We start from the raw sequence: 25147 nt of genomic DNA, 5'->3' as shown, positions 1-25147 counted from the left end.
TCAGTAGATTGGTGAAGGAGTTATAAACCATGGTCAAAAGGTCGTTAATCATCATAGTAACAGCATTTCTCTTAATTGGTGGCAGTGTCATGGCGGTAAACGCATGGATGACTGATGATTCTATGTACGTAGATGAAACAGGTTGGGCATTTTACGCTGAACTAAACGAAGAGTTAGTTCAACAGTTCTCTGAGGAAGATGATATGTATGCACAAGCTTTAGAAGAAAAAGTAGACTACGATTTTGCAGATCAGTATGGTGCTATAGAAGTCATCTTAACAGAAATTCGACGTGAAGAAGGAAATCCACATATATTAATAGGCGAAGGACATGCTTATTTTCAAACGAACGACTTTATATTTGAAATAGATTTCGACGATGTTCAAGTTTATCAAATAGAAGGTGAAGAAGGACCTATTCGTGGCATGAGTATTGATGGTGAGTTCACGACGGCTGAAGGTGAGTTGGACATGCTGTCATTTAATACATATTGGAGCCCTGAGACCGAACAAGTTCATGCAGTTGGAAGTGTTGGCTTTGTGACGAACTATGGCATGTTAGCATTTGGAGATCCATTTGTTGACCAAGACGATTTTTCAGAAGAGAATTTAATTGAATTTGAATAGTTTGATGAGAACTTCCGCTATGAATTGGTGGAAGTTTTTTGCTTTCAATCTTTTTTTTGGTAAATTATTCTTATGTTATATTAAAACAAAAAGAGGAGATGACCTATGAACTTATTTATTAATCAATTAGCAACAGTAGGATTTTCAACGGCTGATATGGTATTTCAGATCATTATGTTAGTATTTCTAATTGCCTTTCTAGCTGTATTAATCGGACTAGTTGTCGTTTTCTTTAAACGGAACAACGAAGTTAAAGGATTAAAAGAACGCGTCGATCAGTTAGAAAAAGAACGTAACAACGGGTAAATGCTAGTGTCGTGTCATGCGTTGTGGTACGCTTTTGATAGACTAAAGTAAGGAGCATCTATGACTATGTTTGATTTTTTAAAACCAGAGAAAAATTACGGTGTTGTTGGACTTGCATTATTAATTGTTGGTGTCGCCGGTTTTGTCATATTAGAAGTGTACTATACGCTATGGCTTGGTCAGTATCAGCTTGCTAGTTTGTTTTTCTGGGGAGCTGGTTTTGTTGGCAGTATCCTTTACATAGTTGATTTAATTAGAAAAAGAACGAGTAATTAAAGTTTGTTTAACGACAAAGACACCGACCTTTATTAAAGAGGTTCGTTACGAAGAATATTATTGTAATTGTGAAAAATGGGCCTAGAAAAAGGCTCATTTTTTAATAAATAGAAAAATTATACAATTTTATTTTTTTGAGAAGGAAATTTGTTTAATTATGTTGAAGTAGGTAAAGAGGCTTATATTTCTATAGTTATAATGTAATAAATAAAGGCGGCGTGCGATGAAGCGAACTATAATATTTGTGTCGGTTTGTTTATGTTTAGTTGGGTGTTCATCGGGGACTAATGGTGGAGGGGGAGAGGATGCTGTCCTTCCAACTCAAATGCCTGATGACTTTGATTTTGTTTATCAGTATGGTTTTGAGGAAAGACATGAATTGAATACATTTGATGACCTTTATACGAAGGATTTAAATGACGATGGTGAAGTCTCAACCGTTTTAGTAATTAACGATCAGGAAAAGGAAGATATTTATGACAAGATGCGGGAATCGGACATATTAGAAACACCAGATGAATTAACTAGAGAAGCGGTTGATGGTACACAATGTAGTAGTAATCCTTACACAACTCATTTGCTCGACATTAAAGTAAATGGGGATGAACATTCAGTTGAATGGACGACTAACAATTGTTTGACAGATGAATTAATGGAATTAATCGAGTTTACGAATTACTTGCACGAAGATGTTATTATGTCACATGAAGCATACCGAGCTTTACCAGAAGCAGAAGGAACTTACGAATAATCCTTCTGCTTTATTTTTTATTTATATGATAAAATGATGTTTAGTTAAAGTAATAGACGTAGGAGGGCCAATACATATGTGGAAGAAATTTTTGTTCGTTTGGTTGCCGATCATTTTAGGTATATTTATTATTTATTTCATTTATGACTTATGGAGAAGTGATGAAGCGGACCTTGGCTTTTTCGGTCAACTTATGATTGTAGCTTTAGCAGGTATTTTCATCGGCGCATTCATCCGAAAGTTTGTGATGAAGAAAAATTAATATATTAGTAGAAATGAGGCTTCACAAATGAGGGTAGGAAATCCAACTTTACAAGACAAAACATTTTCAAACAATCAAGCACGATTCTCAGATGAGGTCATGACGATTAACGGAACTGTACAAAAGACGTTAATTTTAGCATTGCTACTTTTAATAACTGCTACATATAGTTGGCACCAGTATCAGCAAGACTCTCAAACATTAGGTGGATTTATAATGATCGCGGTGATTGCGGCTTTAGGTGTTGCTATCTTAACAGCTATTGTTCCTCGCTTTTCACCAGTAACAGCCCCTATCTATGTATTGTTGAAGGGTTTAAGTTTAGGGTTTATCTCGGCCCATTATGAAGCCATGTATGATGGAATCGTCTTTCAAGCCGCATTTTTAACTATTATGACGTTATTGGCGATGTTAATCGTTTATCGATTAGGAATCATTCGTGTGACAGATAAATTTAGATTAGGTGTTTTTGCTGCAACAGGTGCAATCTTCTTAGCTTACATTATTTCGTTTATTGGTCGATTTGTCGGTTTTCAAGTCCCGCATTTACACGATGCTACACCACTTGGAATTGTAATTAGTGTTGTAATCGTTATCGTTGCAGCACTGAATTTAGTGATCGACTTTGATTTCATTGAACGAAAAGCGAATCAACAAGCAGCCAAGTATATGGAATGGTATGGTGCCTTTGGTTTAATGGTGACGATTATCTGGTTGTATTTAGAAATTCTTCGCTTACTAGCCAAAATTAAAGCGAGAAAATAGAAGGGTTGTATTCTATGAAAGTTTTTGGCTTGTTTCTATTAATCTTTTTATTATCGGCTTGTAATGAAGCACCTGAAGAAACCATTACGTTAAGTGAGGTTGATTTTGCTGAGCACCTCGTAGTAAGTAAGGTTATTGAGAACAGAAGTGACCCGAATTTATCTAAAGGCGTAACTGATCAAGAGCTAGCGCAATCCGTCTTAGAAAAAGTTAAAGGCTTATCAGTTGTTGAACATGAAGTGGACGATGTAGCTGAAAAGCTAAGAAAAGAAGATTACTATATGTTTACATTTAATGATGAACAAATGGAATCAGGAGATGTGCCGTCTTATCACTTTGTCGCTTTTACAGATGGCAAGATAGCTTTCTACTTTGAAGATGTTGACCAAGAATGGGAACCGCGTGTGACAGTTGATGCACAGAAAGCATTAATAGAAGAAATTAAACGATTGGTTAAGGTTGATTTTTAATAATCAGCCTTTTTTATTTTGTTGTGCTATGATAGACTAGTAAAAATTTGAATAATAGACAGCTAGAGTTAGAAAGGTGTATACATCTATGTTACATAACCCAAAAGGAAAAGAGAGAATTGGTCTAGCATTCCTACTCGGGATGTTGGCTGTATTAGGCCCTCTTAATATTGATATGTACTTACCGGGATTTCCGGGTATTTCAAATGATTTAGAAGCGAGTGCTTCACTCGTTCAATTAACACTGACGACGTGTTTAATTGGACTTGCTTTAGGACAAGTTGTCGTCGGTCCTATAAGTGATGCGCGCGGGAGAAAGAAGCCATTATTAATTAGTATATTTTTATTTGCGATAGCATCTTTTTTATGTGCAATTGCGCCTAATATTACAACGTTAATCATAGCTCGTTTCTTACAAGGGTTTACAGCAGCTGCTGGTATTGTCTTATCTCGAGCTGTAGTTCGTGACGTGTTTACAGGTAAAGAGTTAACGAAGTTTTTCGCATTATTAATGGTTATTAACTCAACAGCGCCAATGCTTGCACCAATGGCTGGTGGCGTGATTTTAGCTTTTCCATTTGCTACTTGGCACACGATCTTTTACTTCTTAGGTCTGTTAGGGATTATCATTGTCATCATTACAGCTTGGAAATTACCTGAGACGTTAGAAGAAGAAAGACGGATTCCAAGTTCAATAGGTAGTACCGTTAAAACGATGAGCAGCTTATTTAAAGACAAAACATTTATCGGTTATGCTTTAACATTAGGACTCATTCATGGCGGTAGTTTCGCCTATGTGGCTGGTACGCCATTTGTGTACCAAGATATTTACGGTGTGTCACCACAAGTCTTTAGTGTGCTCTTTGGTATAAATGGACTTGGTATTATTATCGGAAGTTTCCTCATTGGTCGTTTAGCGGGTGTATTCCATGAACGAACGTTACTTAAAACTGCAGTCATTACTGTCGTGACGATGACGTCGTTTTTAATTGTTATGACGATCATAGAAGGGCCGCTCATTTCGTTAGTTATTCCGATTTTCATTTACATGACAGCGATGGGAATGGTGTTAACGAGTACGTTTACATTAGCGATGCAACATCAAGCTAACCGAGCGGGAAGTGCCAGTGCTTTATTAGGTACATTACCATTATTATTAGGTGCAGCGGTATCACCACTTGTCGGCTTAGATGAAACGACTGCTGTACCGATGGGAACGGTGATGTTTGTTACGTCACTACTTGGTTTTGTGGCATTTTTTAGTTTGACTAAAGAGGAGTAGAATTTTAAATCTGTACGAGTCTATTCACATTTATTGAGCTTTTTCGAATCACCTCTATGGTACGCTAACATTATTAGAGATCCATAGAGGTGATTTGTTATGGAACAAATGCGTCAAGAAGCACGCGAGTTTATTATAAATACTTATTACGAGCTTGGCAAAACTGAAGACGAAGCGTTACGTCGGATCGAAGAAGTTGAGCAAGCAATCATTGAAAAAGGCTTTTATGAACAAACATATGAAGAGTTAGAATATGGAGCAAAAGTAGCCTGGCGTAACAGTAACCGTTGTATTGGTAGACTGTTTTGGGATCAGCTTCATGTTAGAGATCAAAGGCATTTAAAAACAGAAGAAGCTATCTTTCAAGCGTTAGTTGAACACATTGATTTTGCGACGAACGGTGGCCGCATTCGTTCAACGATTTCTGTTTTCCCACAATTGAAACAAGGTCAGAAGGTTCGCATTTGGAACCATCAACTTATTCGCTACGCAGGTTATGAAACCGAGCAAGGTATTATTGGTGATTCCGATTCAATCGAGTTCACGAACGCTTGTATTGAACTTGGTTGGAAGCCGAAATATGGTCACTTTGATATTTTACCGCTCGTCACCCAAGTTAATGGCAATGAGCCGAAATGGTTTGAGATTCCTGAACATGTCTTATTAGAAGTGCCGATTCAACACCCTGATTATGAGTGGTTTTCAGATCTCGGTTTACAATGGTATGCTGTTCCGATCATTTCAGATATGTCACTTGACGTTGGTGGGATTACTTATCCAGCTGCACCATTTAACGGCTGGTATATGGGAACTGAAATCGGTGCACGAAACTTCGCCGATGAGTACCGTTATGATATGTTACCGACGATCGCTGAATATATGGGGTTAAATGTTAAACGTCAATCGACACTATGGAAAGACCGGGCGTTACTCGAATTAAATACAGCTGTACTTCATTCTTTTAAAGAAACTGGTGTCAGCATAGTCGATCATCATACGGCTGCACAACAGTTTAAAAAGTTTGAAGAAAAAGAAGCAAGCGAAAAGCGTGATGTAACTGGAAAATGGACGTGGCTCATCCCACCCGTTTCACCAGCGACAACGCATATTTTTCATAAGCCTTATAGTAATGAGATTGTGAAGCCGAATTACTTTTACCAAGGTAAGCCGTTTAAAGAAGGATGATCGAAGTGAAGTTAAAGCAATTTGCCGCAGCATTTTTGTTCAATGAGAATGATGAAGTTTTATTATTACAGAAAAAAACTGACGCTAAATTTTTAGCCGGTAAGCGCGTGCCGATTGGTGGTCATATGGAAACTGGGGAAATGAATGATCCTCAATCAGCTTGCTTACGTGAGATTTATGAAGAGACAGGCATTGAGCAAAACCAAGTTAGCGACTTAACACATAAATATGTCGTGCATCGAATGAAAAATGATCACATTTATATACAGTTCATTTATTTCGGCAAGCTTCAATCCAATGTAGACGTGGTCGAAAGCGATGAAGGCGAGTTAAATTGGATTCCAAGTGCTCGCCTTAAAGATGAAAACGTTACAGAAGCGATTCGTGAGTTGGTGATGCATTATGAGGATATTGGTCAATATGATGAGGAAATCTATGTTGGCGCGATGCTTTCAAATGAAGGTGAGCCTCAAATGTCTTGGAGTGTATTGCAAGATTGGGAGCGGCTTTCAGCTAAATAATATTTTAGAGCTTTCTATTCGGTAATTAATGGCTGCTATTCGGTAATAATGCACCGCTATTCGGTAATAAAAACTTCTATTCGGTAATTATCCACCGCTATTCGGTAATAAAAACTTCTATTCGGTAATTATCCGCCGCTATTCGGTAATAAAAACTTCTATTCGGCAATTATCCACCGCTATTCGGTAATTACCCATCCTCATTAGTAATAAACACCTCCTCACATTCAACTAGGTTTTTCATACAGTGTTATTAACCTAGATTGTATAGAGGAGGAAAATAAATATGGACACAGCCTACATAGTCCCACAAGGGCTAGCGTTACAAGGCATTCCAGTTATACGAGAAGATGTTCCATATATTCAGCACATGCTAAACACGATTTATGAATTGCAACTGGCCGTTGATGATCATCCAGGAATACATGAGGAAGTTCCAATGGTTGTCGTTGATCCGGATGTGATTATATATGACTGAATTATATTCGATGACAGCTAGTGAGTTAGCCCCGCTAATTGAAGAGAAGCAATTATCTCCAGTCGAGTTGATGCAAAGTATTATGAATCAGATCGATGAAGTCGACCCTGAAGTGAATGCTTATATTACCATCTTAGAAGAACAAGCGCTCAATCAAGCTAGACATGCTGAAAATGAAATTATGAATGGTTTGTACAAAGGACCTCTTCACGGCATTCCAATTGGTATAAAAGATAATTATTATACAAAAGGTGTTCGCACGACAGTTGGTTCGGAAATTCTTCAAGATTTTGTTCCAGACTATACAGCAACAGCCGTCGAAAAATTGCAGTGTGCTGGTGGTATTATGACTGGGAAGTTAAACATGCATGAATTTGGCGGTGGCCTGACGAATACGAACCCGTTTTATGGTGATGCGAGGAATCCGTGGGACTTACAACGTACCCCTGGAGGCTCTAGTGGTGGTAGCTCTGCAGTTTTAGCAGCAGGTTTATCAACACTCGCAACAGGAACAGATACTTTTGGCTCAATTCGTGTGCCAGCTGCGTTAACTGGAACGTATGGATTGAAACCGACTTATGGTTTAGTGAGTGGATATGGTGTTGCACCATTGGCTTGGTCGATGGATCATGCCGGACCAATGGCACGATCTGTTAGTGATTTAGCAATCATGTTAACGTATATGGCAGGGTATGATCCTGATGACCCTGGCAGTATTAAAGCGCCTGTCCCAGATTATTACAAGCACTTAAATAAAGGTATAGACGGTGTCAAAATTGGTGTACCTAGATATTTTATAGACCGTTCAGAGCCTGAAGTAATCAATACCTTTCAATCAGCGTTAGCAACGTTAGAAAATATGGGGGCCGAAGTAATCGAAATAGAGATTCCTAAGCTTGATATGGCTTCATATGCAGGCTACTTAGTAACAATCGGTGAAGGTTCAAGTTATCATTACAATCGATTACGTCATCAGCCAGAAGATTTCGCGAGTGACGTTCGAATTTTCTTTAATACAGGTACATTAACGACATCCCCACAATACGTGACAGCACAACAAGTGCGCAGAAGTTTAAATGAGGCATTTCAAGAAGCTTTTGAAGATGTCGATTTAATCGCAACACCAATGACCCCTTATCCAGCGCCGCGATTTAAAGAAGATTGGATTAGTCAAAATCAAGAAATAATAAAAGACTATATGCCATTTACAGCTCCAGCAGCAGCGACGGGAATCCCAAGTCTATCAATTCCAATGGGAAGAACATCAGCAGGATTACCTCTAGGTTTACAATTGATGAGCAATCATTTAACAGAAAAGCTCTTACTTCAAGTTGGAAATGCATTTGAACAGCGTTAAAACCTTTACCAAATAATAGAATATTATGTTAAAATATTAATAGATATTAATGTGTTGGAGGGGTTCAAGTGCCTAAATGTCAAGCATGCGGTGAACAATGGGGTTGGTTTGATGCGTTTAAAGTAAGTTTTAAACGTTTAACTGGAAAAGAGTGTGCAACATGTGGTGAAACCCAATATCCTACATACCGTGATATAAAAATAGGTATGGTTGGTATTTTAATTGTCTCCGCGTTTATTTTAATCCGCCCGTTGATTGATATTAGCACTGTCACGACGATCACTTCAGGGCTTTTAATCGCGACCATTTTTATTTTTATCATCCCTTATTCAGTACAATTATCTAATAAACACGAACCATTATGGTAAACACTTACGCTCGCGTATAGCGAGCTTTTTATTTTAAGAGTATTTGAGGTGTAAAAAATGACTATTAAACCAGTAAAGTTAAGCCAAGATATGTTTTTTTCGACTTTAATTGTATTATTCGCACTCATCTGGTCATCAACTTCAAGATATTCTATTGATTTGTTTGAGCCAATCTATCAACTGATTCCTTATAGCATATTGCATTTAGTTTCTTTTATTTTATTCTTTGCTTTATTTATCATCGTAATTACGTTGGCTTTTATGAAGCGAGAAGAAGTGAAAGGTTCGATTCTGTTTATTGAGTTGATTACCTCACTGAAGTATATCGGCCTCTTAGTCTTGATTTCGATACTTGGTGCTTTTTTGCAATGGCTTGCACCTATTGTAATATGGTTAAGCTTAATGACAGCATTTCGACTATTTCGTAGTATACAAGCACTTGAAACAATTGTTCAAAATAAAGGGGAATAACATTGCGGTTAATCATCATATGTATCAGTTTGAGTATGGTTTTAATAGCCTGTCAATCGGAACCAGAAGGAGTATCTGAAGAGCAAGTTCAGGAACTGTCTTCAACGATTGAAAGTCAGGAAGAACAAATTCAATCTTTACAATTAGAACTAGAAGAAAAGACGCGTGAACTACAACGAGAAAGGCAAAATTCATCTGAAGAACAACAAGCAGAAGAAAGTGAACAAGATCAAGTAGAGGAAGAAGTAGAGTCGGCGAGTAACCCGCAAACAGATAACTTCGAACTTCATTCACCACAACCTGACACTGTCATCACTGATACAATCTCGATTGAAGGGATGATTCATGTCGATGCTGTGAATCAAGTTGAGTTAGAAATCGTTGATCATTTAGGTGAAACAATCGAGCATGTCGAGATCGATGACGACTGGTTCGGTGACTTATCAAGTGACTTTGAATGGACGGGGCTTGAATTAAACATGACATTGACAGATCAACCAAGTTCAGGTGAAGGTGTTCTTCACATTCATGACTTGAAAGCGAGTGAAGAGCGTTCGGTTCCGATTATATTTGAATAAATGAGGTGATGATGCTGGAAAAAGTAAATCAAGCACCATTGATCTTTGGAGAGCGTGTGACGTTAAGGTTGCCTAAAAAGCAAGATATCAATGACCGCTTTCAGCTTGGACGTAACCCTGAAGTTGTTAAATTGTTCGGTGGCGACACGCACAATCTACGAGAGTTTACTTATGAAGATGCCAAAGCGTTTATTAAGAAAACTGAGCAAAATCCACTAGAATGGTGTATAGAATACGAAGGACGCTGGGTAGGCCATGCTCGTCTCCGTCTCGATCAACGTAGTAACCGTGCTAGTTATTCAGTTGGAATCTTTGACTCTACTGTATGGGGATTAGGCTTAGGTACAGAGATTACCCAACTCGTCTTACAGTATGCTTTTGAACAATTACAACTTCACCGTGTCGGACTTCGCGTGCTCGATTTTAACAAAAGGGCTATTGCATGTTATGAAAAGTGCGGTTTCGTCCAAGAAGGAATGGAGCGCGAAAATGTCCCAATCGATGGTGAGTATGCATCAGATGTTTTAATGGGAATTTTAGACCGAGAATATGATCAGATCAAAGACCAATTTAACTTTAAAGCTGTAACAAAATAGTTAAACATAACCATTCAATCAATCTCATAATCTATGATATAATCAAAGCTGTGAAAAATCACATAAGCAAAATCCGGTTACTTCAATCGGGAGAGGTTCTAGCCAAAACCCTCTATAAAAAACTAGGGATACTTAATTGTCCAGCCATATCCTTAGGGGTGTGGCTTTTTTTATGACGTTTTGCATGTATCTGTTGGCTAAATATGAAAAAACAGGTGATAAAGATGAAAAACGAGAAAGCATTAGTCGTATTTAGCGGTGGTCAAGACAGTACAACGTGTTTGTTTTGGGCATTAGAGAATTTTAAGGAAGTTGAAACGGTAACATTTGATTACAATCAACGTCATGACCTTGAAATTGAGGTCGCTCAAGAAATCGCAAAAGAATTAGGTGTAAACAATCGCGTGCTCGATATGTCACTCATTAGCCAATTATCAGCTAATGCGTTAACACGTGATGATATCGAGATTGAAGAGAAAGATGGTGAATTACCATCGACATTTGTAGAAGGACGTAATCATTTATTTTTATCGTTCGCTGCCGTTTTAGGTAAACAAATTGGTGCAAAACATATTATTACAGGCGTATCAGAAACAGATTTTAGCGGCTATCCAGATTGTCGTGATGGCTTTATTAAGTCATTGAATGTCACTTTAAATTTATCAATGGATGATCAATTCGTTATTCATACTCCACTTATGTGGCGTGATAAGAAAGAAGTGTGGCAGTTATCAGACGAATTAGGGGCACTCGATTTCGTTCAAAATAGAACGTTAACATGCTATAACGGTGTAATGGCTGAAGGTTGCGGTGAATGCCCAGCATGCCAGTTAAGACGTGAAGGGTTAGATGCATACTTAACTGAAAAGGGTGTTTCATAATGTGGGATTTTAAAATTGTTGACCGGCTAGAGAAGTTAGATGAAGATATTAAACGTGAACAATTAAAATATCACAACAAACGCGTTATGGTCAGTAAAGAATTCACTTTTGATGCAGCCCACCATTTACATTGTTACGAAGGTAAATGTAAAAACTTACACGGTCATACGTACAAAGTCATCTTCGGCATAAGTGGCTATGTTGACGACACCGGTATTTTAATTGATTTCGGTGATATTAAGAAGATCTGGAAAGAACTGATTGAAATTTATCTCGATCACCGTTACCTTAACGAAATGCTTCCTCCGATGAACACAACCGCAGAAAATATGGTCGTATGGATTTATGAAAAAATGGATGAAGCCTTACAACAAGATGAAAGTCGTTATGACGGGACGCGTGTTGAATTCATTCGTCTATTCGAAACACCAACGAGTTACGCTGAAGCTAGACGGGAGTGGATGAATGATGAGTAAAATTCCCGTTTTAGAAATATTCGGCCCAACGATTCAAGGGGAAGGGATGGTCATCGGTAAAAAGACGATGTTCGTTCGAACGGCCGGTTGCGATTATTCTTGTTCTTGGTGTGACTCAGCGTTTACTTGGGACGGATCCGCAAAAGATGAAATCGTTCAAATGACAGCTGAAGATATATGGAATAGACTTAAAGAAATCGGTGGAGATCTTTTTAATCATGTGACGATCTCAGGTGGTAACCCAGCTTTATTAAAAAATTTAAATGAGTTAATTAACCTACTTAAGCAAAATGAAATCGAAGTTGCTTTAGAAACACAAGGAAGTCGTTGGCAAGATTGGTTTACACAAATCGATGACTTGACGATTTCTCCAAAGCCACCAAGTTCAAATATGAGCACAGACTTTGCCATACTTGACCGCATTATTCATAATCTAACAGACCACAACCGGTTAGAACAAACGAGTTTGAAAGTCGTTATATTTGATGAAGCAGATTATCAATACGCAAAAGGAATTGGAGAGCGTTATCCTCAAATCCCACTTTACCTTCAAGTCGGAAACCGTGATGTTCACGGTGAAGACATTGACAATTTAACGAGTACTTTACTTAACCAATATGAACAATTAATTGATCGAGTTGTACAAGATGATGAACTCAATAACGTTCGTGTTTTACCTCAACTTCATACATTAGTTTGGGGCAATAAGCGAGGCGTTTAACTAATATGAGAATGGGTTTTCTTTTACGAGAAAATCCATTCTTTTTTTTATTTTCCTATTATTAGTCGGTCTGCGTATAAATGCCATCATAACGTCTAATTCTAAACTGAGGGGATGAGAACATTGACCTAGATGTAGGTATATTACAAGATATTAAGGTAGATGTGTGTTAAATGGATTCTGGTGTAGAAAGAATTCCATAATAAAGAGTTTGACTAAATGTTAAATGTAAGAGAAATTTGTCCGATATAATGGTTAGGCCACTAATGAACCGTGGCTTAACTTTTTTATTGGTCCAAAGAGTTTTTCACTTTAACAATGAGGGTATAAAGACCTATAGTTTATAAACTAAAAACTGCAGCTGTTTGATGTGTTTAAGGAGTGGCATAATGAGTGATCAAGTATTTGAGCGACAAGATTTTTTGTCTGCTATAAAGAATGAAGAGTTTAAGTTGGCCTATCAGCCACAAATCAGTTTAACAACAGGAGAAGTTGTTGGGATCGAAGCATTACTTCGTTGGGAACATCCTACAAAAGGTTGGGTTTCACCGGCGGACTTCATTCCTATGGCCGAAAAAACGGGTGCGATTACTGATATCACGAAATGGGTACTAAAAGAGTCATGTAAACAAAATAAACAGTGGCATGACGAAGGCTTACAAAAAGCGGTCATCTCTGTTAATATTTCACCGCTTGACTTTGAACAAAATGAACTCTACGAAGTTATTATGGATACATTGGAAGAAACTGGACTGGCAGCACATTATTTAGAACTTGAAATTACAGAAAACGCCGTCATGAGTGATATTTCAAATGTTATATACACATTGAAAAAAATCTCAAAAACAGGCGTAAGAGTAGCAATCGATGACTTCGGCAAAGGAAATTCAACATTAGTTTATATGCGTGATCTACCAATTACAACAGTAAAGTTAGATCGATCTTTTATGAGTGATATTCCTTATAGCCATAAAGACTCAACAATCGTTAAAAACATTATTCAAATGTGTCACAACTTAGATTTGCAAATTATAGCTGAAGGTGTTGAAACGGAAGAAGTCGTTACTTTTTTAGCGTTGCATCACTGTTCAGTAGCACAAGGGTTCGTGTTTAGTAAACCAATGTTATCAAATGATTTTGAGGCAAATATAACCCATTATGAATCTAAAGCGATTGAAATGATTTACCGATTGGAAGAGAAAGTGAACTTAAGGTCAGCACAAATACACGACCATCGCTTTAAGTCGTTGTTTGAGCAAAACCCAGACTTAGTCTGTTCATTTAGCTTGACCGGTAAAATATTAAGTGTAAATCCAGCTGTGGCAAAAATATTAGGCTTCGAACAACATGAAGTCTTGAATAAAGAACTCGATGTACACGTCCACCCAGATGATGCTGAGAGAACACGGGAACATTTTGAAACAGTTGTATTGGGTGGGGAACCAGATCCAATTGATGTTCAGCTCATTCATAAAGAAGGTGGTTACGTTTCATGTAATGTCAATTGCTTTCCAATGCGTTTAGGAGAGCGAGTAGTTGGTGTATATAGTGTCATTAAAGATATGACAAAACAAAAAAGCCTAGAGAAAGCTTTAATCGATAGTGAACAAAAATACCGATTGATAACTGAAAACATGTCTGATTTCTTGGTCTCTGTAAGTAGTGAAGGAATTATTGAATATGCATCAACATCTAATAATAAACTGCTCGGTTATGACCGTTCTCAAATGGAAGGGCAATTAATTTTTAATTTTATTGCTAAAAAAGATATCGAACATGTGCAAGAAGAATTTAAACATCTTTTTAAAACGAAAGAGTCACATTATGTTGAAGCAAGACTAAAGGATGCTAAAGGTAATGAATTGTGGGTAGAAGCCCACGGCAATCCTGTTTTAACTAAAGATGGTTCAATCTCACACATCATTATCGTTTCTCGTGACATTACGAGGAGAAAGAAAGCAGAACTAGAACTAAAACAACTACAACGAGACTTGAAAAATACATTAAGTCAACAACAAGGTATGACACTTAAATTTATTAAAACGAGCCGTGGATATGTTCATACATTGTGTGAAGGAGAATTAGTTCGAAAGCTCGGTTTAACCCCTAATGATGTTGTTGGACAAACGTTATATGACTTTGTTCCGACTAAACAAGCTAAAGAAAAGGAAGAGTACTATACTCAAGCTTGGGAAGGTCAAGATGCGAGCTATGAAGCTGAGCTTAATGGTATACACTACATTGCGAAGTTAAGGCCAATTATTGAGAATGGTGAAGTGATCGAAGTGATTGGTTCTTGTGTGGATATAACTGAGAAGAAGCAATTAGAAGAAGAATTAAGTCATTATTAAGAAGTTGAAAGAGGCTGTATATAAATCAGCCTCTTTTTTTAAATTGCTTTTTTCACTCGATTCGCTCTAATAACCAATGGAAAAGCAGCGATTATACAGCCTAAAGGTACGATAATATTAACAAATGACGCTACACTTTCATCAGAGAAAATGAGTGAATTGGGTAACGTAAACGCAAATAGGACACCTGCAATTAAAGGTGTGATCGATAACGCATGGACAAGGGTTGGGTTGTGTGGTGGTCGGATGAACAGAATGGTTGTAACTGAAAAGATGACAAGTAATAAAACAACAAGAGCTAGCCAACCAATCACTGTCATAATCATCAGTCCTTTCATTAATTTCATAAAAAGGAAATTTAATACTATTGTATAGTAGAAATCATGAATTATCCACTAATACTTCCAAAAATAAGACAGGTAATGCTCAAATCGTCATAGTTGAAAATAAACAAGATTTATTGAATTATTAAGGGGAAGAGAAACCTTCAGCAGTTAGCTGGAGGTTTATTTTATAGGAGGCTTTTAAATGAACATTTATATAAACGATTATTTAATAACTGCAGAGGAGTTTGAGTCTAGTCAAATATATGTAGCTGCTGAAGTTAAAAGGTTAATAAAGTTTAGTTTTAAAGTGAAACACGAAGATTATCATGATGTGACAACGTTACTGTATCAAAATGACTTCCGAGTATCAGTACCAGATGAACAAATGAACATGGAAGCAACGATCTACAATTACTCGACCTCTTTTACGAATTTATATGAAGAAGGTTCTGTCGGTGATTTTTATTTAATGCTAATAGAAAAATAAACAATTGGAATAAGAGTAGTTACGTTGAATAAGGGAAAAATACTGTTTACATGCCACTAAATAAACAATCCACTAGAAAGGGTGGTAAAAGTGAACAGACCCTTTAATACGTTTTTATTATTTGTTTTGTTTAGTTTAACAATTTCAGGTTGTCAACATAATCAATCATCAGAAGACGAGAAATACGAAGAACAAGTCGACAGTTCATTTTCTGATAAAAAAGTCGTCATGGTTATGATTGATTCAATAATGGATCATACTTTAAATCATGTTATTGAAGAAGGTGATGCGCCTGCTCTTCAATATTTAAAAGAGAACGGTCAATATTACCCAGACTTAATTGCGCCTGTCCCTAGTATGTCAGTGACTATAGAAAGTACTATCCTGACCGGTGAAATGCCAGATCAACATCACGTACCAGGTCTATCTTGGTATGATGAGAAAGAGGACCGTATCGTCAATTATGGAACGACGTGGCAATTTTGGATGAAAAATGATTTCTCACAATCGGCATATGATGTTTTATATCGTTTAAATAACGAACATTTAAATGAAGATGTGCCAACAATCTTTGAAGAGTTAGATAAAGAGGGATTAACGTCTGGTTCAATTAATTTAATTGTTTATCGTGGTAACCATCCTCATCAACTAACCATCCCTTTATATTTAGATGAAGTGTCGGATTTACCTGAAACAATCGAAACAAAAGGGCCTAATGTTTTAGCTTTAGGGCGAGTTACTAAACCAGAAATTATAGAAGATGAAGAGGAGTTATCGGATGGTTTGTTTAATCGTATTGGATTGCAAGATCAGTATTCAATGGAAGTAGTTCAAGAGTTAATTGACCAAGATGATCAACCCGACTTCACCTTTATATTCTTCCCTGAAAATGATAGAGAAACGCATAAAAACAGTCCAAGTTACACAGGTGGTATTGAGGATGCTGAAGAGTATTTACAAGGCATATTAAATAGTTATGAAAGTTGGGAAGAAGCAATAGAAGAAAATATTTTCATCGTATTTGGCGACCATGGACAAGACCAAATGCTTGAAAAGGAAGAAGATATAGCGATTGATCTAGAAAGTTTGTATGCTGAGTATAGTTTTGCTGAATTAGGTGAACCGGTCAGTCAAGGAGAAGTGGCATTTGGTATCAATCAACGTTCAGCTTACGTGTATGATGTGCATGATGCGGGCATTCTTCCTGAACTAGCTGAGCAGTCGTTACAGGACAGTCGTATTGATTTCGCAGCTTGGCAAGAAGGGGATGAAGTTCATGTCATTAGTCCTGATGTTGAGGGATTATTACAGTTTAAAGTGAATGGAGAATGGATCGATCGATATGACCAAAGCTGGTCGATAGAAGGAAATGAACAAATATTAGATTTAAACATGAGTAGGAATGAAGTAGTTTATTCTGATTATCCAGACGTTTTGAACCATCTAATAACTGCATTAAATAGTCATGACACGCCTAAAATTATGTTAGCTGCTAAACCAGGGCATTCTTTTCGAGCAGAAGGGATCACCATTCATGAAGCGGGTGGAGAACATGGTGGTTTCCATAAAAATGACTTAATGGCTTCGATGATTGTATCTGGTACAGACCAATCTCCCGAGTATATACGTATGGTGGATTTGAAAGATTATATTTTAAAGCTTTTAACTAGTGATTCTGAACCTATTGAATAGCCAAAGTTTAAAACCTCCCACAATTTAATTAGGGAGGTTTTTTAGCTATAGTCGTTTAATCTTATTGGTAGAGAAAGTCTACAATGCTTTTAACGCTTCTTTGTGGGTCTAATTTTTGTTGAAATTGTTCAATTCTTTCACGAACCTTATTAATATCTTCAGGGTCATAAAGCAATTTGTAAATGTAATCGTCAATCATCGCCTCATCTGATAACTTAATAGCTAAGCCATGCTTCACGAAAAATCGGCAATTTTCTTCTTCATGTCCGAAAAGCGGCTGATATATAAGTAAAGGAACCCCTTTGAAAATCGCCTCGAAACAAGTCAACCCACCAGGCTTTGTAATTAATAAGTCTGAAGCCTGCATCCACTCGTTGACGTGATCTGTGTATCCTAAAATTTTAATGTTAGAATGTTGTAAATCTTCATTTTCTAACAAAGATTTTTTGAGCTTGTCATTTGTCCCTGTGCAAATAATGATTTGTAATTGTTCTTTCCATTTAGATAATGTTTGAGCTATTTTTGGAATACCACCTAGCCCTAATCCACCACCCATAATGAGAGCAGTAGGTAAATCCTCATTTAAGTTTAAACGTTTTTTTACTTGGTGTTTGTTATCATTGATAGAGAATTTAGGGTCGACGGGGATTCCAGTTACGCTAATCTGGCTTGAGGAGATCCCCATATTCATAATCTGGTTTTTAACATCTTGATTAGGCACAAAGTAAAGATCAACTTCAGGTTGTACCCAAATGCCATGAGCATAGCAATCTGTTAAAATGGTGCATTGTTTAACATCAAAACCTAACCGCTTCTTTCGTGCAACTGTCGAGCTACAAAATGGGTGTGTGCAAATAACTAAATCTGGATTGTATTGTTCAAGAAGGTCTTCAATTTTCCGGTGAAAAAGTTGATAAATAAAACTTTGTAATGAAGTCGATACAGGCTGATGCTGTTGAAAATGGTATAACCTTCGCCATAAAGACGGTAATTGAGTACTTAACTTTTGATAAGAGTGGACGAATACAGAAGTAACAAAAGGTTTCAATACACTTCCTAATTCTATAATTTTTATATCGATTGAAGAATCATACATCGAAATTCTTTGTGCGATTCCTTCAGCGACCTTTGTATGACCTAAGCCAAATGGTTCTGACAAGATAAGGATCTTCTTCTGCATGACTTTTCCCTCACTAAAATGTATTATCCTTAGATTGCACCATTTAGTGATTGACTAATCATACTGTCTATAGATGTTATTCTTTTTTGTTTAGATAAAACTTTACATAGAATAAGTTAACTGGAAGTTGAATTTAAGCGTGAAAATAGACAATGCTTTTATTGCTCTGAATAATTGTGATTTATTAAGGGGATTAAAATAGTAAAAGGTTAAAAGAAGGTGAGAAAATGAACAGAGGAATAATAACAGCAATTTCAGCGATTAGTATTGCTCAAGGGTTGAAAATCTTTACTCATAAAAAAGTTTCGGGAAGTTGGGATATGAAACAAGCTGGCACGTCTGGTGGGATGCCTAGCTCTCATTCAGCTGGCGTTTCAGCACTCACCTCTTATATGGCAGCAAGTAGAGGTATTCGTCATACTGAAACATCTTTAGCAACCATTTTTGGAATTATTGTCATGTATGATGCACAAGGAATTCGTCGACATACTGGTGAAATTGCTCAAATCGTCAATGATTTAGAAGATCATTTCGAAGAGCTTTCAGGAAATTATCCAAGCTTTCAATTTGTTAAACAAGATAAAGAGTTAGAAGAGGTCTTAGGTCATCAACCGATCGAAGTGTTTGGGGGAGCCTTGTTAGGAACATTAATTGGACTGATTTCAGCCAGTTTAGAAAAGAAGTAAATAAGCGCCTAAATGTTGTGTTAAGTTTCCACATCATTTAGACGGTTATTGATTTTACTTAAAGGAAACTGATACCTTAAAACGTTTCTACTTATAAAAAACACAGGATGAATTCATTGAGAATTCTCCTGCGTTATATTGATCTATAAATTCACGTTATCCAGCTTTGTAGCTTAAAACGGATTCGTCGCCCATTGTAACGACTGTTTGATGAAAATTCGTTGATTAAGTTTTAACTGAGCTACCATATATTCAGCTAAGTCTTCCGGCTGCATGAATTTATCAGGATCGTTTTTCTCATCCAATTCTTCACCGAATGGCAATTTTGTTGCAACAAGGCTTGGGTTCATTGTAAACACACGAATGTTATGTGGACGAACTTCTTGCATTAATGCTTCTGACATGCCTTGAACAGCGAATTTTGAAGCGGAATATGCAGAAGTGCCAGCTGATGCTTTAAGGCCACTACTAGAAGAGATGTTAATTATATCTCCGCGATCTTCATCAATCATATATGGCAATACAGCGCGGGTAACGTTATACATACCAAACACATTCACGTCAAAAATTCTGCGCCATTCTTCAGGATCTGTTTCTAAAAATTTACCGTACGAAGCAATACCAGCGTTGTTAATTAAAATGTCTGGTGAACCTAATGTTGAGACTAAGTTTTTAACCGTTTGATCTACTGCTGTCAAATCAGAAATATCAACAATTCCGATTTCTACTTTAACTCCATGCTTTTTCACTTCTTCAGCGACTTCTTCTAATTTGCTTTCTTGTCTGGCGATTAAGCCGACATTGACACCTTCTTTTGCTAATTCAATAGCTGTCGCTCGTCCAATTCCTTGGCTAGCCCCTGTAATATATGCAATTTTACCTTCTAATTTCTGTCCCATAATCGAACACTCCTTTTCAACAGGTATAATAAATAGTTTAACGTTGTTTCGTGAATATTTTCAAAAAATTCGACTTTGCACTGTGGTGAATTTTGTTAGAAAAAAATTTAAATTATCTCTTCCTATAATTCGACAAATTCTTTATAATATCGAATGTACAAACTTAGAAATTGTCTAAATATTTATAAATTGGGAGAAAGAGAAAGGTAGGGACTTCATATGGAGGAGAAACGTCGTGGGTTCTTTCAACGTTTCCTTGATGTCATCGAGCGAACAGGCAACAAACTCCCACATCCGGTTACATTATTTGCGATTCTAGCATTAATGGTACTTGTGGCGTCTACAATCGTATCGAACATGGGGCTATCAGTTGAACACCCTGGAGATGGAAGCGATGTAACAGTTAATAACTTATTAGATACTGAAGGCATACGCTATATTTTTGGAAGTATGGTCGATAACTTTATCGGATTCGCGCCTTTAGGTGTTGTACTTGCAACAATGTTAGGTATTGGAATAGCTGAAAGATCAGGCCTAATTAGTGCAGCCCTACGCGGATTTGTATTATCAGTACCTGGCTTCTTAATTACTGCGGGTATTGTATTCGCTGGTATTATGTCCAGTGTTGCATCTGACGCAGGTTATGTTGTATTACCACCACTAGGTGCAGTAATCTTCGCAGCATTAGGTCGTCACCCGCTCGCTGGTTTAGCAGCGGCATTTGCTGGTGTATCAGCTGGTTTCAGTGCGAACCTATTCTTATCGGCAACAGATGCAATGTTAGGTGAAATTACGATTGAAGCAGCAGCAATCGTTAACCCAGCATACGCTGAGACGATGAATATCGCGATGAACTACTACTTCATTGTGGCGTCAGTCATTATTCTGACTCTTGTTGGTTGGTTCGTTACAGAAAAAATTGTTGAACCACGCCTTGGAGAATATAAAGGTGAACATCGTGAAGAGTTAACTGGGTTAGAAGCGACAGAAAAGAAAGGCCTTGTATGGGCGACTGTTTCTGGTTTAGTAACAGCAGTTGGCTTTGCACTACTTGTATTACTTCCAAATGGACCTTTACGTGCAGATGACGGTGGTATTATTCAATCACCATTTATGGATTCACTCGTTCCAATTATTTTAATCTTGTTCTTCGTACCAGGCCTTGTCTATGGTATTGTAACGAAGGCGATTAAGAGTGATAAAGACGTCGCGAACCAAATGTCTGATACGATGGCAGCAATGGGTATGTTTATTGTCCTTGCCTTTACAGCAGGTCAGTTCGTTGCGTACTTCAACGAGTCAAACATGGGTCTAGTATTAGGTGTGTTAGGTGCAGAGTTCTTAGAAGCGGCTAACTTTACTGGGGTTCCATTAATCGTTGCGTTTATTTTCGTCGTAGGTGTGATTAACCTATTCGTCGGAAGTGCGACAGCGAAATGGGCAATGTTAGCTCCTGTATTTATACCGATCATGATGGAGCTAGGTTATTCACCAGAGATGGCCCAAATGGCGTACAGAATCTCAGACTCAGCAACAAACATTATTACACCACTACTACCGTACTTCGCGATTATTATCGCGTTTGCGCAACGTTATAGTAAGAATATGGGTATTGGTACACTCATTTCAGTTATGTTCCCATACTCGATCGCATTCATGATTGTTTGGACAATCATGCTAATTGGTTGGATGTTCCTAGGTGTTGAATTAGGACCTGGCTCTCCAATCCTTTATAATGAATAATAGTTATAACCTCTCCATTTAGATGGGGAGGTTATTTTTTTGCACTTTTACGAATAACAAACCATCATATATAATAAATAGACTAATAGAAATGCGAGGTGTAAAGTATGAAGTTTATTGAACAGGTCATTATATCATTCATTAGTGCGTTATTATTTACAATCATTGCACCTCAATTAGGGATCCCTTTCCTAACGTTCTTTTGGGTGACGTTTTTGATTATGTTTACTTTAGGGCGAATGTTAAACTACTTTGTGAAATACATCATCGATTACGACCGGTTTAGAAGTTCTCTTTATCGATATATGGCGAGTGTAATGTTGTATGCTTACGGTGGAGTGCTCATTTTAGCAAGCCTATCATTAGTGATCGATCAGTTAGCACCTTTAGAACTTTCCAACTTATTAACGCTAGGCGTACTTCCGGCTTGGCTATACTTTCATCTCGACTTATTGGTTAAACGGCTGTTGCCTAAACTGATGGAACGAAACGATACAAATTAAAAATAGCTCATTGTTCTATTGAGCGATTTGATGAGCAAAATTACTCTTCGATTTTGACATTGATAAAAATATTAAGCGCAAAAACGATCACAGCAATGACGACACCGATTCCACCGATACTTACAAGCGGAAGCAAATGAAGATTTCCAGCTAAGACGAAAAATAACCCAACCATCATAATAGGTAAAGATATATTGTGTAACCAGAAATGGACCTTACCAAGACCACTCATACTTGCTTTCGGAAATATTAAATACAAAATACCTGCTAGAGTCATAGACGTCCAGCCGAGTAAATTGATGTGGGCATGAACACCCGTATAGATGTATTGACCCGTCATAGACATATATAAACCTAATAAAACACCAATCACAAAATAGACGACTGATATTTTTATTAATTTAATCCCCACCAAATCACCTCCCGTTATAAACTATATGACATTAATTGAACAAAAATAATTAACTTAACATAGATTTAACCTTTACGTTTTACAATAGTTTTGGAGATTATATGAGATGCAACTAAACTCGAACAAGAATCCTACATAAGTGGTCTGAAGTTTTCTTTATTAGGGGGAGAATGTTGTGTACGACGGAAGGAAGAATAATGGGGTAGGCAGATTTAAGCAGCATCACAAGAAGTTGGACCGCGGGTGGTTCAACTTAATGAAAGAGGCTGAAGCGATTGGTTTAACGCCAAAAGAGGTCGAACAGTTTTTACAAGAGCGTCAAAAAGTAAAGAAATAGCCGAATCCAATAGTGGACTCGGCTATTTTTTTAGTTTTCATATGCATCGATCAGTTTTTCGATATAGTCGATCGCTTCATCTTCAATTACATCAGCATCACCGTGGAAATTGGTGTGAATAATCAATCCATCAAGCGAAATGATACCGAAAAAGCCTTCTGGTGGCGTGTCAGTAATCTCATAGGCTACATCGTGTCCGTTGATTTCAAGGATTTCCATTTCATCAGATTTATACTCTTCTAATTGAAAGTCATCGGGTTTAGGTTGAATTGAAATCCGGTACTGAGAGTCACCGGCGTATGGCCCGTAAACATACTCAACATCATCTCCTCGATCATCTTCAACACTACCTGACTGTAATTCACCATCCACTTGGCTGAAGTTTAAACCAACTTCGTCATCTGTCGTAATGTTAGCGGCAGTTAACGTTAGATCATGAGGTTCGACAATGTGTACATCGTAACCAGCTTTTTCACTCAACTCACCTTCATACTCACTGTAATCCGTGCTTTCATTCCCGTTACAGGCTGATAAGATGAACAGGAACATAATTAAGTAAAATATTTTATACATTTAACCACTCCCCTAACTTCACATTCTACCAAAAATTTCATAATCCTTCACGGTCTAAATTTTTTCTAAAAAAGTGAAGGAAAATAGCGACCTTAATCGAATTTACTTAGTAAGACGAAATAATTTGATTGGGGTGTAATGATTAATGAAGCAAGTTTGGGTTAAGTCTTATGAAACGTATATTGAAGAGATTTTAGACAAGTATCAAGTACCAGGAGCAGCATTTGGTGTCGTAAAAGGTGGTGAAGTCATCTATGAACGTGGGTTTGGATATCGAAATGTCGATGAACAACTTGAAGTAAATGAAGACACAATTTTTGGTATTGCGTCTATTACAAAGTCATTTACTGGTGTTGCGATTATGCAATTACAAGAGGCGGGAGAGCTATCAGTTGAAGACAAGGCAGTTAAGTACTTACCTGTACTAAACTTCGGAAACAAACAACATACGGAAAAGGTGACGATTCATCATTTATTAACACATACAGCTGGTTTGCCACCTTTACCTAGTCTTTATCATGCGATGAGGCGTTCTATGGAGAATGATTCTTCTGTTTCTGAGAAGCAAATGGAGCGTGTGAAGTCTCATGAACCGATTGAAACTTATGAAGAGTTAATGACATTCATTGGTCAACTAGAGGTCGACTTATTAGGAGAGCCTGGTGAGGAATTTAGTTATTCAAATGACTGTTATGCTTTGTTAGGTGCGATTATTGAACGTGTTAGTGGCGTGCCATATGATCAATATGTGACCGAAAATATTTTAAAGCCTGCCGGAATGGTTAACAGTACTTTCAAGATGGATGAAGTGTTGCAGTCAGACAATGTAACGACAATTTATGCAACTGAAGAAAAAGATGGCGAGAAGGAAGTGTACGCTTCAGAGGCCTGGTGGGATTCATATGCGATGTGTGCAGGTGGATTTTTAAGGTCAACTTTAGCAGACATGATGCGTTACACTGAAATTTTCCGCAATGAAGGGAAAGTAGGGGAGAGTAGAATTATTACGCCAGAAAGTGTACAAGTAATGATTCAACCTCATGTTCAATTTCAAGACAACAAATATTACGGTTACGGCTTAATGATTACACCGAATTATAATGGCGGAACTTTAGTAGAGCATGGTGGTAGCCTTAAAGGTGTTTCTTCTAATATGGGGGTTGTACCAGAAAAAGGGCTTGCTTGTGTCGTCTTAAACAATCTTTCGGGTGTGCCAGCGTTTAAGTTAATGTTAGCAGGCTTTAATGCTGCTCAAGACATCGCGCCCGAAAAACCACTTACGTCATTTAATGACTATGCCGTTAATGAGACTGACTTTGATCTATATGTTGGTATTTATAAGTCAGGCGAAGGAGCCGAGGTTGCGATTAGTAAAGAAGATGACAAACTTTACTACAAAGGAGAAGGGGAAGCTTTACTCATGCGACCTGTTGGTGAACACCTTTTCACGATTGAAATAAGCGAATCAGAATCACCAATTCGCTTTTTGTTTAATAATGAAGGGGAAGTTCGTGGCTTATTCCATGGTGTTAGACAAATTCCGAAAGCCTTAGACGTAGAAGAAGAAGTTGAAACGCGTTAACTTATG

32 protein-coding genes and 1 riboswitch are annotated in these 25147 nt (G+C 37.4%); of the genes, 27 read left to right on the top strand and 5 right to left on the bottom strand.

All coding sequences use genetic code 11. From position 1 onward, the window contains the following. The first annotated feature begins 29 nt into the window (after positions 1-29). The 20 genes from AHA02nite_RS06325 (at position 30) to AHA02nite_RS06230 (ending at position 14721) form a co-directional block, all read left to right on the top strand. A complete protein-coding gene (locus AHA02nite_RS06325) occupies positions 30-626 on the top strand; it encodes a hypothetical protein (protein WP_146815490.1) in 597 nt (198 codons plus the stop codon). 105 nt (positions 627-731) lie between these two features. Further along, positions 732-932, top strand: a complete 201-nt coding sequence (locus AHA02nite_RS06320) for an FtsX-like permease family protein (protein WP_146815488.1) — start codon at positions 732-734, stop codon at positions 930-932. 66 nt (positions 933-998) lie between these two features. Beyond that, positions 999-1208: a hypothetical protein gene (locus AHA02nite_RS06315; protein ID WP_146815486.1), complete on the top strand. Its 210-nt coding sequence runs from the start codon at positions 999-1001 to the stop codon at positions 1206-1208. 223 nt (positions 1209-1431) lie between these two features. Further along, a complete protein-coding gene (locus AHA02nite_RS06310) occupies positions 1432-1959 on the top strand; it encodes a hypothetical protein (RefSeq protein ID WP_146815484.1) in 528 nt (175 codons plus the stop codon). A 76-nt stretch (positions 1960-2035) separates the two neighbouring features. Then, complete coding sequence (locus tag AHA02nite_RS06305) at positions 2036-2221, top strand: hypothetical protein (RefSeq protein WP_146815482.1); 186 nt, start codon at positions 2036-2038, stop codon at positions 2219-2221. Between the two features lie 27 nt (positions 2222-2248). Then, the gene (locus AHA02nite_RS06300; RefSeq protein ID WP_146815480.1) at positions 2249-2986 is read left to right on the top strand and encodes a Bax inhibitor-1/YccA family protein; all 738 of its coding nucleotides are present in this window, start codon (positions 2249-2251) and stop codon (positions 2984-2986) included. A 14-nt stretch (positions 2987-3000) separates the two neighbouring features. Then, the gene (locus AHA02nite_RS06295; RefSeq protein WP_146815478.1) at positions 3001-3456 is read left to right on the top strand and encodes a hypothetical protein; all 456 of its coding nucleotides are present in this window, start codon (positions 3001-3003) and stop codon (positions 3454-3456) included. 88 nt (positions 3457-3544) lie between these two features. Beyond that, the gene (locus tag AHA02nite_RS06290; RefSeq protein ID WP_146815476.1) at positions 3545-4738 is read left to right on the top strand and encodes a Bcr/CflA family efflux MFS transporter; all 1194 of its coding nucleotides are present in this window, start codon (positions 3545-3547) and stop codon (positions 4736-4738) included. Between the two features lie 99 nt (positions 4739-4837). Further along, a complete protein-coding gene (locus AHA02nite_RS06285) occupies positions 4838-5923 on the top strand; it encodes a nitric oxide synthase oxygenase (RefSeq protein ID WP_146815474.1) in 1086 nt (361 codons plus the stop codon). A 5-nt stretch (positions 5924-5928) separates the two neighbouring features. Beyond that, positions 5929-6444: an NUDIX hydrolase gene (locus tag AHA02nite_RS06280; RefSeq protein WP_170235996.1), complete on the top strand. Its 516-nt coding sequence runs from the start codon at positions 5929-5931 to the stop codon at positions 6442-6444. Positions 6445-6730: 286 nt separating this feature from the next. Beyond that, complete coding sequence (locus tag AHA02nite_RS06275) at positions 6731-6922, top strand: hypothetical protein (protein WP_146815470.1); 192 nt, start codon at positions 6731-6733, stop codon at positions 6920-6922. After that, positions 6915-8279 carry an amidase gene (locus tag AHA02nite_RS06270; protein ID WP_146815468.1) on the top strand — a complete coding sequence of 455 codons (1365 nt, stop codon included), beginning with the start codon at positions 6915-6917 and terminating at the stop codon, positions 8277-8279. The genes AHA02nite_RS06275 and AHA02nite_RS06270 overlap by 8 nt, the downstream gene beginning before the upstream one ends. A gap of 68 nt (positions 8280-8347) precedes the next feature. After that, entirely contained in the window at positions 8348-8647 is a 300-nt protein-coding gene (locus AHA02nite_RS06265; protein ID WP_146815466.1) for a TIGR04104 family putative zinc finger protein, read from the top strand. 57 nt (positions 8648-8704) lie between these two features. Beyond that, complete coding sequence (locus tag AHA02nite_RS06260) at positions 8705-9118, top strand: hypothetical protein (RefSeq protein ID WP_146815464.1); 414 nt, start codon at positions 8705-8707, stop codon at positions 9116-9118. A 2-nt stretch (positions 9119-9120) separates the two neighbouring features. Beyond that, positions 9121-9696, top strand: a complete 576-nt coding sequence (locus tag AHA02nite_RS06255) for a hypothetical protein (RefSeq protein ID WP_170235995.1) — start codon at positions 9121-9123, stop codon at positions 9694-9696. Positions 9697-9707: 11 nt separating this feature from the next. Further along, positions 9708-10292: a GNAT family N-acetyltransferase gene (locus tag AHA02nite_RS06250; protein ID WP_146815592.1), complete on the top strand. Its 585-nt coding sequence runs from the start codon at positions 9708-9710 to the stop codon at positions 10290-10292. Positions 10293-10378: 86 nt separating this feature from the next. Further along, positions 10379-10424, top strand: a riboswitch (PreQ1 riboswitch). A gap of 71 nt (positions 10425-10495) precedes the next feature. Next, positions 10496-11173 (top strand): 7-cyano-7-deazaguanine synthase QueC, encoded by a 678-nt coding sequence (queC, locus tag AHA02nite_RS06245; RefSeq protein WP_146815459.1) that lies wholly within the window; start codon positions 10496-10498, stop codon positions 11171-11173. Further along, positions 11173-11649: a 6-carboxytetrahydropterin synthase QueD gene (gene queD, locus AHA02nite_RS06240; protein ID WP_146815457.1), complete on the top strand. Its 477-nt coding sequence runs from the start codon at positions 11173-11175 to the stop codon at positions 11647-11649. The genes queC and queD overlap by 1 nt, the downstream gene beginning before the upstream one ends. Next, entirely contained in the window at positions 11639-12370 is a 732-nt protein-coding gene (queE, locus tag AHA02nite_RS06235; RefSeq protein WP_174758183.1) for a 7-carboxy-7-deazaguanine synthase QueE, read from the top strand. Before queD ends, queE begins: the two co-directional genes overlap by 11 nt. Positions 12371-12759: 389 nt before the next feature. Then, complete coding sequence (locus tag AHA02nite_RS06230; protein ID WP_170235994.1) at positions 12760-14721, top strand: EAL domain-containing protein; 1962 nt, start codon at positions 12760-12762, stop codon at positions 14719-14721. Between the two features lie 38 nt (positions 14722-14759). Here the strand turns inward: AHA02nite_RS06230 and AHA02nite_RS06225 are convergent, their stop codons facing one another. Beyond that, positions 14760-15041 carry a hypothetical protein gene (locus AHA02nite_RS06225; RefSeq protein WP_218025403.1) on the bottom strand — a complete coding sequence of 94 codons (282 nt, stop codon included), beginning with the start codon at positions 15039-15041 and terminating at the stop codon, positions 14760-14762. Positions 15042-15249: 208 nt separating this feature from the next. On the opposite strand from AHA02nite_RS06225, the gene AHA02nite_RS06220 reads away from it, so the two are divergent. Further along, positions 15250-15534 carry a DUF3219 family protein gene (locus tag AHA02nite_RS06220; protein ID WP_146815451.1) on the top strand — a complete coding sequence of 95 codons (285 nt, stop codon included), beginning with the start codon at positions 15250-15252 and terminating at the stop codon, positions 15532-15534. 90 nt (positions 15535-15624) lie between these two features. Continuing rightward, positions 15625-17226, top strand: coding sequence for an alkaline phosphatase family protein (locus AHA02nite_RS06215; protein WP_146815449.1), 1602 nt, complete (start codon positions 15625-15627; stop codon positions 17224-17226). Between the two features lie 61 nt (positions 17227-17287). On the opposite strand, the gene AHA02nite_RS06210 is transcribed toward AHA02nite_RS06215, so the two are convergent. Then, the gene (locus AHA02nite_RS06210; protein WP_146815447.1) at positions 17288-18406 is read right to left on the bottom strand and encodes an MGDG synthase family glycosyltransferase; all 1119 of its coding nucleotides are present in this window, start codon (positions 18404-18406) and stop codon (positions 17288-17290) included. A 227-nt stretch (positions 18407-18633) separates the two neighbouring features. Between AHA02nite_RS06210 and AHA02nite_RS06205 the strand changes: the two genes are divergently transcribed. Beyond that, positions 18634-19092 (top strand): divergent PAP2 family protein, encoded by a 459-nt coding sequence (locus tag AHA02nite_RS06205; protein ID WP_146815445.1) that lies wholly within the window; start codon positions 18634-18636, stop codon positions 19090-19092. Positions 19093-19265: 173 nt separating this feature from the next. Here the strand turns inward: AHA02nite_RS06205 and AHA02nite_RS06200 are convergent, their stop codons facing one another. Further along, on the bottom strand, positions 19266-19991 hold the full coding sequence (locus AHA02nite_RS06200) for a 3-ketoacyl-ACP reductase (RefSeq protein WP_146815443.1): 726 nt from the start codon (positions 19989-19991) through the stop codon (positions 19266-19268). Positions 19992-20210: 219 nt separating this feature from the next. Here AHA02nite_RS06200 and AHA02nite_RS06195 point away from each other — a divergent pair, with 219 nt between their 5' ends. Then, positions 20211-21734 carry an AbgT family transporter gene (locus tag AHA02nite_RS06195; RefSeq protein WP_146815441.1) on the top strand — a complete coding sequence of 508 codons (1524 nt, stop codon included), beginning with the start codon at positions 20211-20213 and terminating at the stop codon, positions 21732-21734. 107 nt (positions 21735-21841) lie between these two features. Then, the gene (locus AHA02nite_RS06190) at positions 21842-22237 is read left to right on the top strand and encodes a hypothetical protein (protein WP_146815439.1); all 396 of its coding nucleotides are present in this window, start codon (positions 21842-21844) and stop codon (positions 22235-22237) included. Between the two features lie 40 nt (positions 22238-22277). Here AHA02nite_RS06190 and AHA02nite_RS06185 read toward each other — a convergent pair whose 3' ends face one another. Then, complete coding sequence (locus AHA02nite_RS06185) at positions 22278-22649, bottom strand: cytochrome-c oxidase (protein WP_146815437.1); 372 nt, start codon at positions 22647-22649, stop codon at positions 22278-22280. A gap of 175 nt (positions 22650-22824) precedes the next feature. Between AHA02nite_RS06185 and AHA02nite_RS06180 the strand changes: the two genes are divergently transcribed. After that, on the top strand, positions 22825-22986 hold the full coding sequence (locus tag AHA02nite_RS06180; protein ID WP_146815435.1) for an anti-repressor SinI family protein: 162 nt from the start codon (positions 22825-22827) through the stop codon (positions 22984-22986). A gap of 30 nt (positions 22987-23016) precedes the next feature. On the opposite strand, the gene AHA02nite_RS06175 is transcribed toward AHA02nite_RS06180, so the two are convergent. Next, positions 23017-23559, bottom strand: coding sequence for a hypothetical protein (locus tag AHA02nite_RS06175; RefSeq protein ID WP_146815433.1), 543 nt, complete (start codon positions 23557-23559; stop codon positions 23017-23019). Between the two features lie 145 nt (positions 23560-23704). Here AHA02nite_RS06175 and AHA02nite_RS06170 point away from each other — a divergent pair, with 145 nt between their 5' ends. Further along, on the top strand, positions 23705-25141 hold the full coding sequence (locus AHA02nite_RS06170) for a serine hydrolase domain-containing protein (RefSeq protein WP_146815431.1): 1437 nt from the start codon (positions 23705-23707) through the stop codon (positions 25139-25141). Positions 25142-25147 lie beyond the last annotated feature (6 nt).

It is taken from the genome of Alkalibacillus haloalkaliphilus (assembly GCF_007991275.1).
GTDB lineage: Bacteria > Bacillota > Bacilli > Bacillales > Alkalibacillaceae > Alkalibacillus > Alkalibacillus haloalkaliphilus.
The sequence above is the reverse complement of the archived record's forward strand: the minus strand, read 5'-3'. Positions and strand labels throughout refer to the sequence as shown.

Excerpts from the sequence above, each read along its gene's own strand:
- AHA02nite_RS06325 (WP_146815490.1), top strand. The coding sequence starts at position 30 with ATGGTCAAAAGGTCGTTAATCATCATAGTAACAGCATTTCTCTTAATT.
- AHA02nite_RS06320 (WP_146815488.1), top strand. The coding sequence starts at position 732 with ATGAACTTATTTATTAATCAATTAGCAACAGTAGGATTTTCAACGGCT.
- AHA02nite_RS06315 (WP_146815486.1), top strand. The coding sequence starts at position 999 with ATGTTTGATTTTTTAAAACCAGAGAAAAATTACGGTGTTGTTGGACTT.
- AHA02nite_RS06310 (WP_146815484.1), top strand. The coding sequence starts at position 1,432 with ATGAAGCGAACTATAATATTTGTGTCGGTTTGTTTATGTTTAGTTGGG.
- AHA02nite_RS06305 (WP_146815482.1), top strand. The coding sequence starts at position 2,036 with ATGTGGAAGAAATTTTTGTTCGTTTGGTTGCCGATCATTTTAGGTATA.
- AHA02nite_RS06300 (WP_146815480.1), top strand. The coding sequence starts at position 2,249 with ATGAGGGTAGGAAATCCAACTTTACAAGACAAAACATTTTCAAACAAT.
- AHA02nite_RS06295 (WP_146815478.1), top strand. The coding sequence starts at position 3,001 with ATGAAAGTTTTTGGCTTGTTTCTATTAATCTTTTTATTATCGGCTTGT.
- AHA02nite_RS06290 (WP_146815476.1), top strand. The coding sequence starts at position 3,545 with ATGTTACATAACCCAAAAGGAAAAGAGAGAATTGGTCTAGCATTCCTA.
- AHA02nite_RS06285 (WP_146815474.1), top strand. The coding sequence starts at position 4,838 with ATGGAACAAATGCGTCAAGAAGCACGCGAGTTTATTATAAATACTTAT.
- AHA02nite_RS06275 (WP_146815470.1), top strand. The coding sequence starts at position 6,731 with ATGGACACAGCCTACATAGTCCCACAAGGGCTAGCGTTACAAGGCATT.
- AHA02nite_RS06270 (WP_146815468.1), top strand. The coding sequence starts at position 6,915 with ATGACTGAATTATATTCGATGACAGCTAGTGAGTTAGCCCCGCTAATT.
- AHA02nite_RS06260 (WP_146815464.1), top strand. The coding sequence starts at position 8,705 with ATGACTATTAAACCAGTAAAGTTAAGCCAAGATATGTTTTTTTCGACT.
- AHA02nite_RS06250 (WP_146815592.1), top strand. The coding sequence starts at position 9,708 with ATGCTGGAAAAAGTAAATCAAGCACCATTGATCTTTGGAGAGCGTGTG.
- queC (WP_146815459.1), top strand. The coding sequence starts at position 10,496 with ATGAAAAAACAGGTGATAAAGATGAAAAACGAGAAAGCATTAGTCGTA.
- queD (WP_146815457.1), top strand. The coding sequence starts at position 11,173 with ATGTGGGATTTTAAAATTGTTGACCGGCTAGAGAAGTTAGATGAAGAT.
- queE (WP_174758183.1), top strand. The coding sequence starts at position 11,639 with ATGATGAGTAAAATTCCCGTTTTAGAAATATTCGGCCCAACGATTCAA.
- AHA02nite_RS06230 (WP_170235994.1), top strand. The coding sequence starts at position 12,760 with ATGAGTGATCAAGTATTTGAGCGACAAGATTTTTTGTCTGCTATAAAG.
- AHA02nite_RS06225 (WP_218025403.1), bottom strand. The coding sequence starts at position 15,041 with ATGACAGTGATTGGTTGGCTAGCTCTTGTTGTTTTATTACTTGTCATC.
- AHA02nite_RS06220 (WP_146815451.1), top strand. The coding sequence starts at position 15,250 with ATGAACATTTATATAAACGATTATTTAATAACTGCAGAGGAGTTTGAG.
- AHA02nite_RS06210 (WP_146815447.1), bottom strand. The coding sequence starts at position 18,406 with ATGCAGAAGAAGATCCTTATCTTGTCAGAACCATTTGGCTTAGGTCAT.
- AHA02nite_RS06205 (WP_146815445.1), top strand. The coding sequence starts at position 18,634 with ATGAACAGAGGAATAATAACAGCAATTTCAGCGATTAGTATTGCTCAA.
- AHA02nite_RS06200 (WP_146815443.1), bottom strand. The coding sequence starts at position 19,991 with ATGGGACAGAAATTAGAAGGTAAAATTGCATATATTACAGGGGCTAGC.
- AHA02nite_RS06195 (WP_146815441.1), top strand. The coding sequence starts at position 20,211 with ATGGAGGAGAAACGTCGTGGGTTCTTTCAACGTTTCCTTGATGTCATC.
- AHA02nite_RS06190 (WP_146815439.1), top strand. The coding sequence starts at position 21,842 with ATGAAGTTTATTGAACAGGTCATTATATCATTCATTAGTGCGTTATTA.
- AHA02nite_RS06175 (WP_146815433.1), bottom strand. The coding sequence starts at position 23,559 with ATGTATAAAATATTTTACTTAATTATGTTCCTGTTCATCTTATCAGCC.
- AHA02nite_RS06170 (WP_146815431.1), top strand. The coding sequence starts at position 23,705 with ATGAAGCAAGTTTGGGTTAAGTCTTATGAAACGTATATTGAAGAGATT.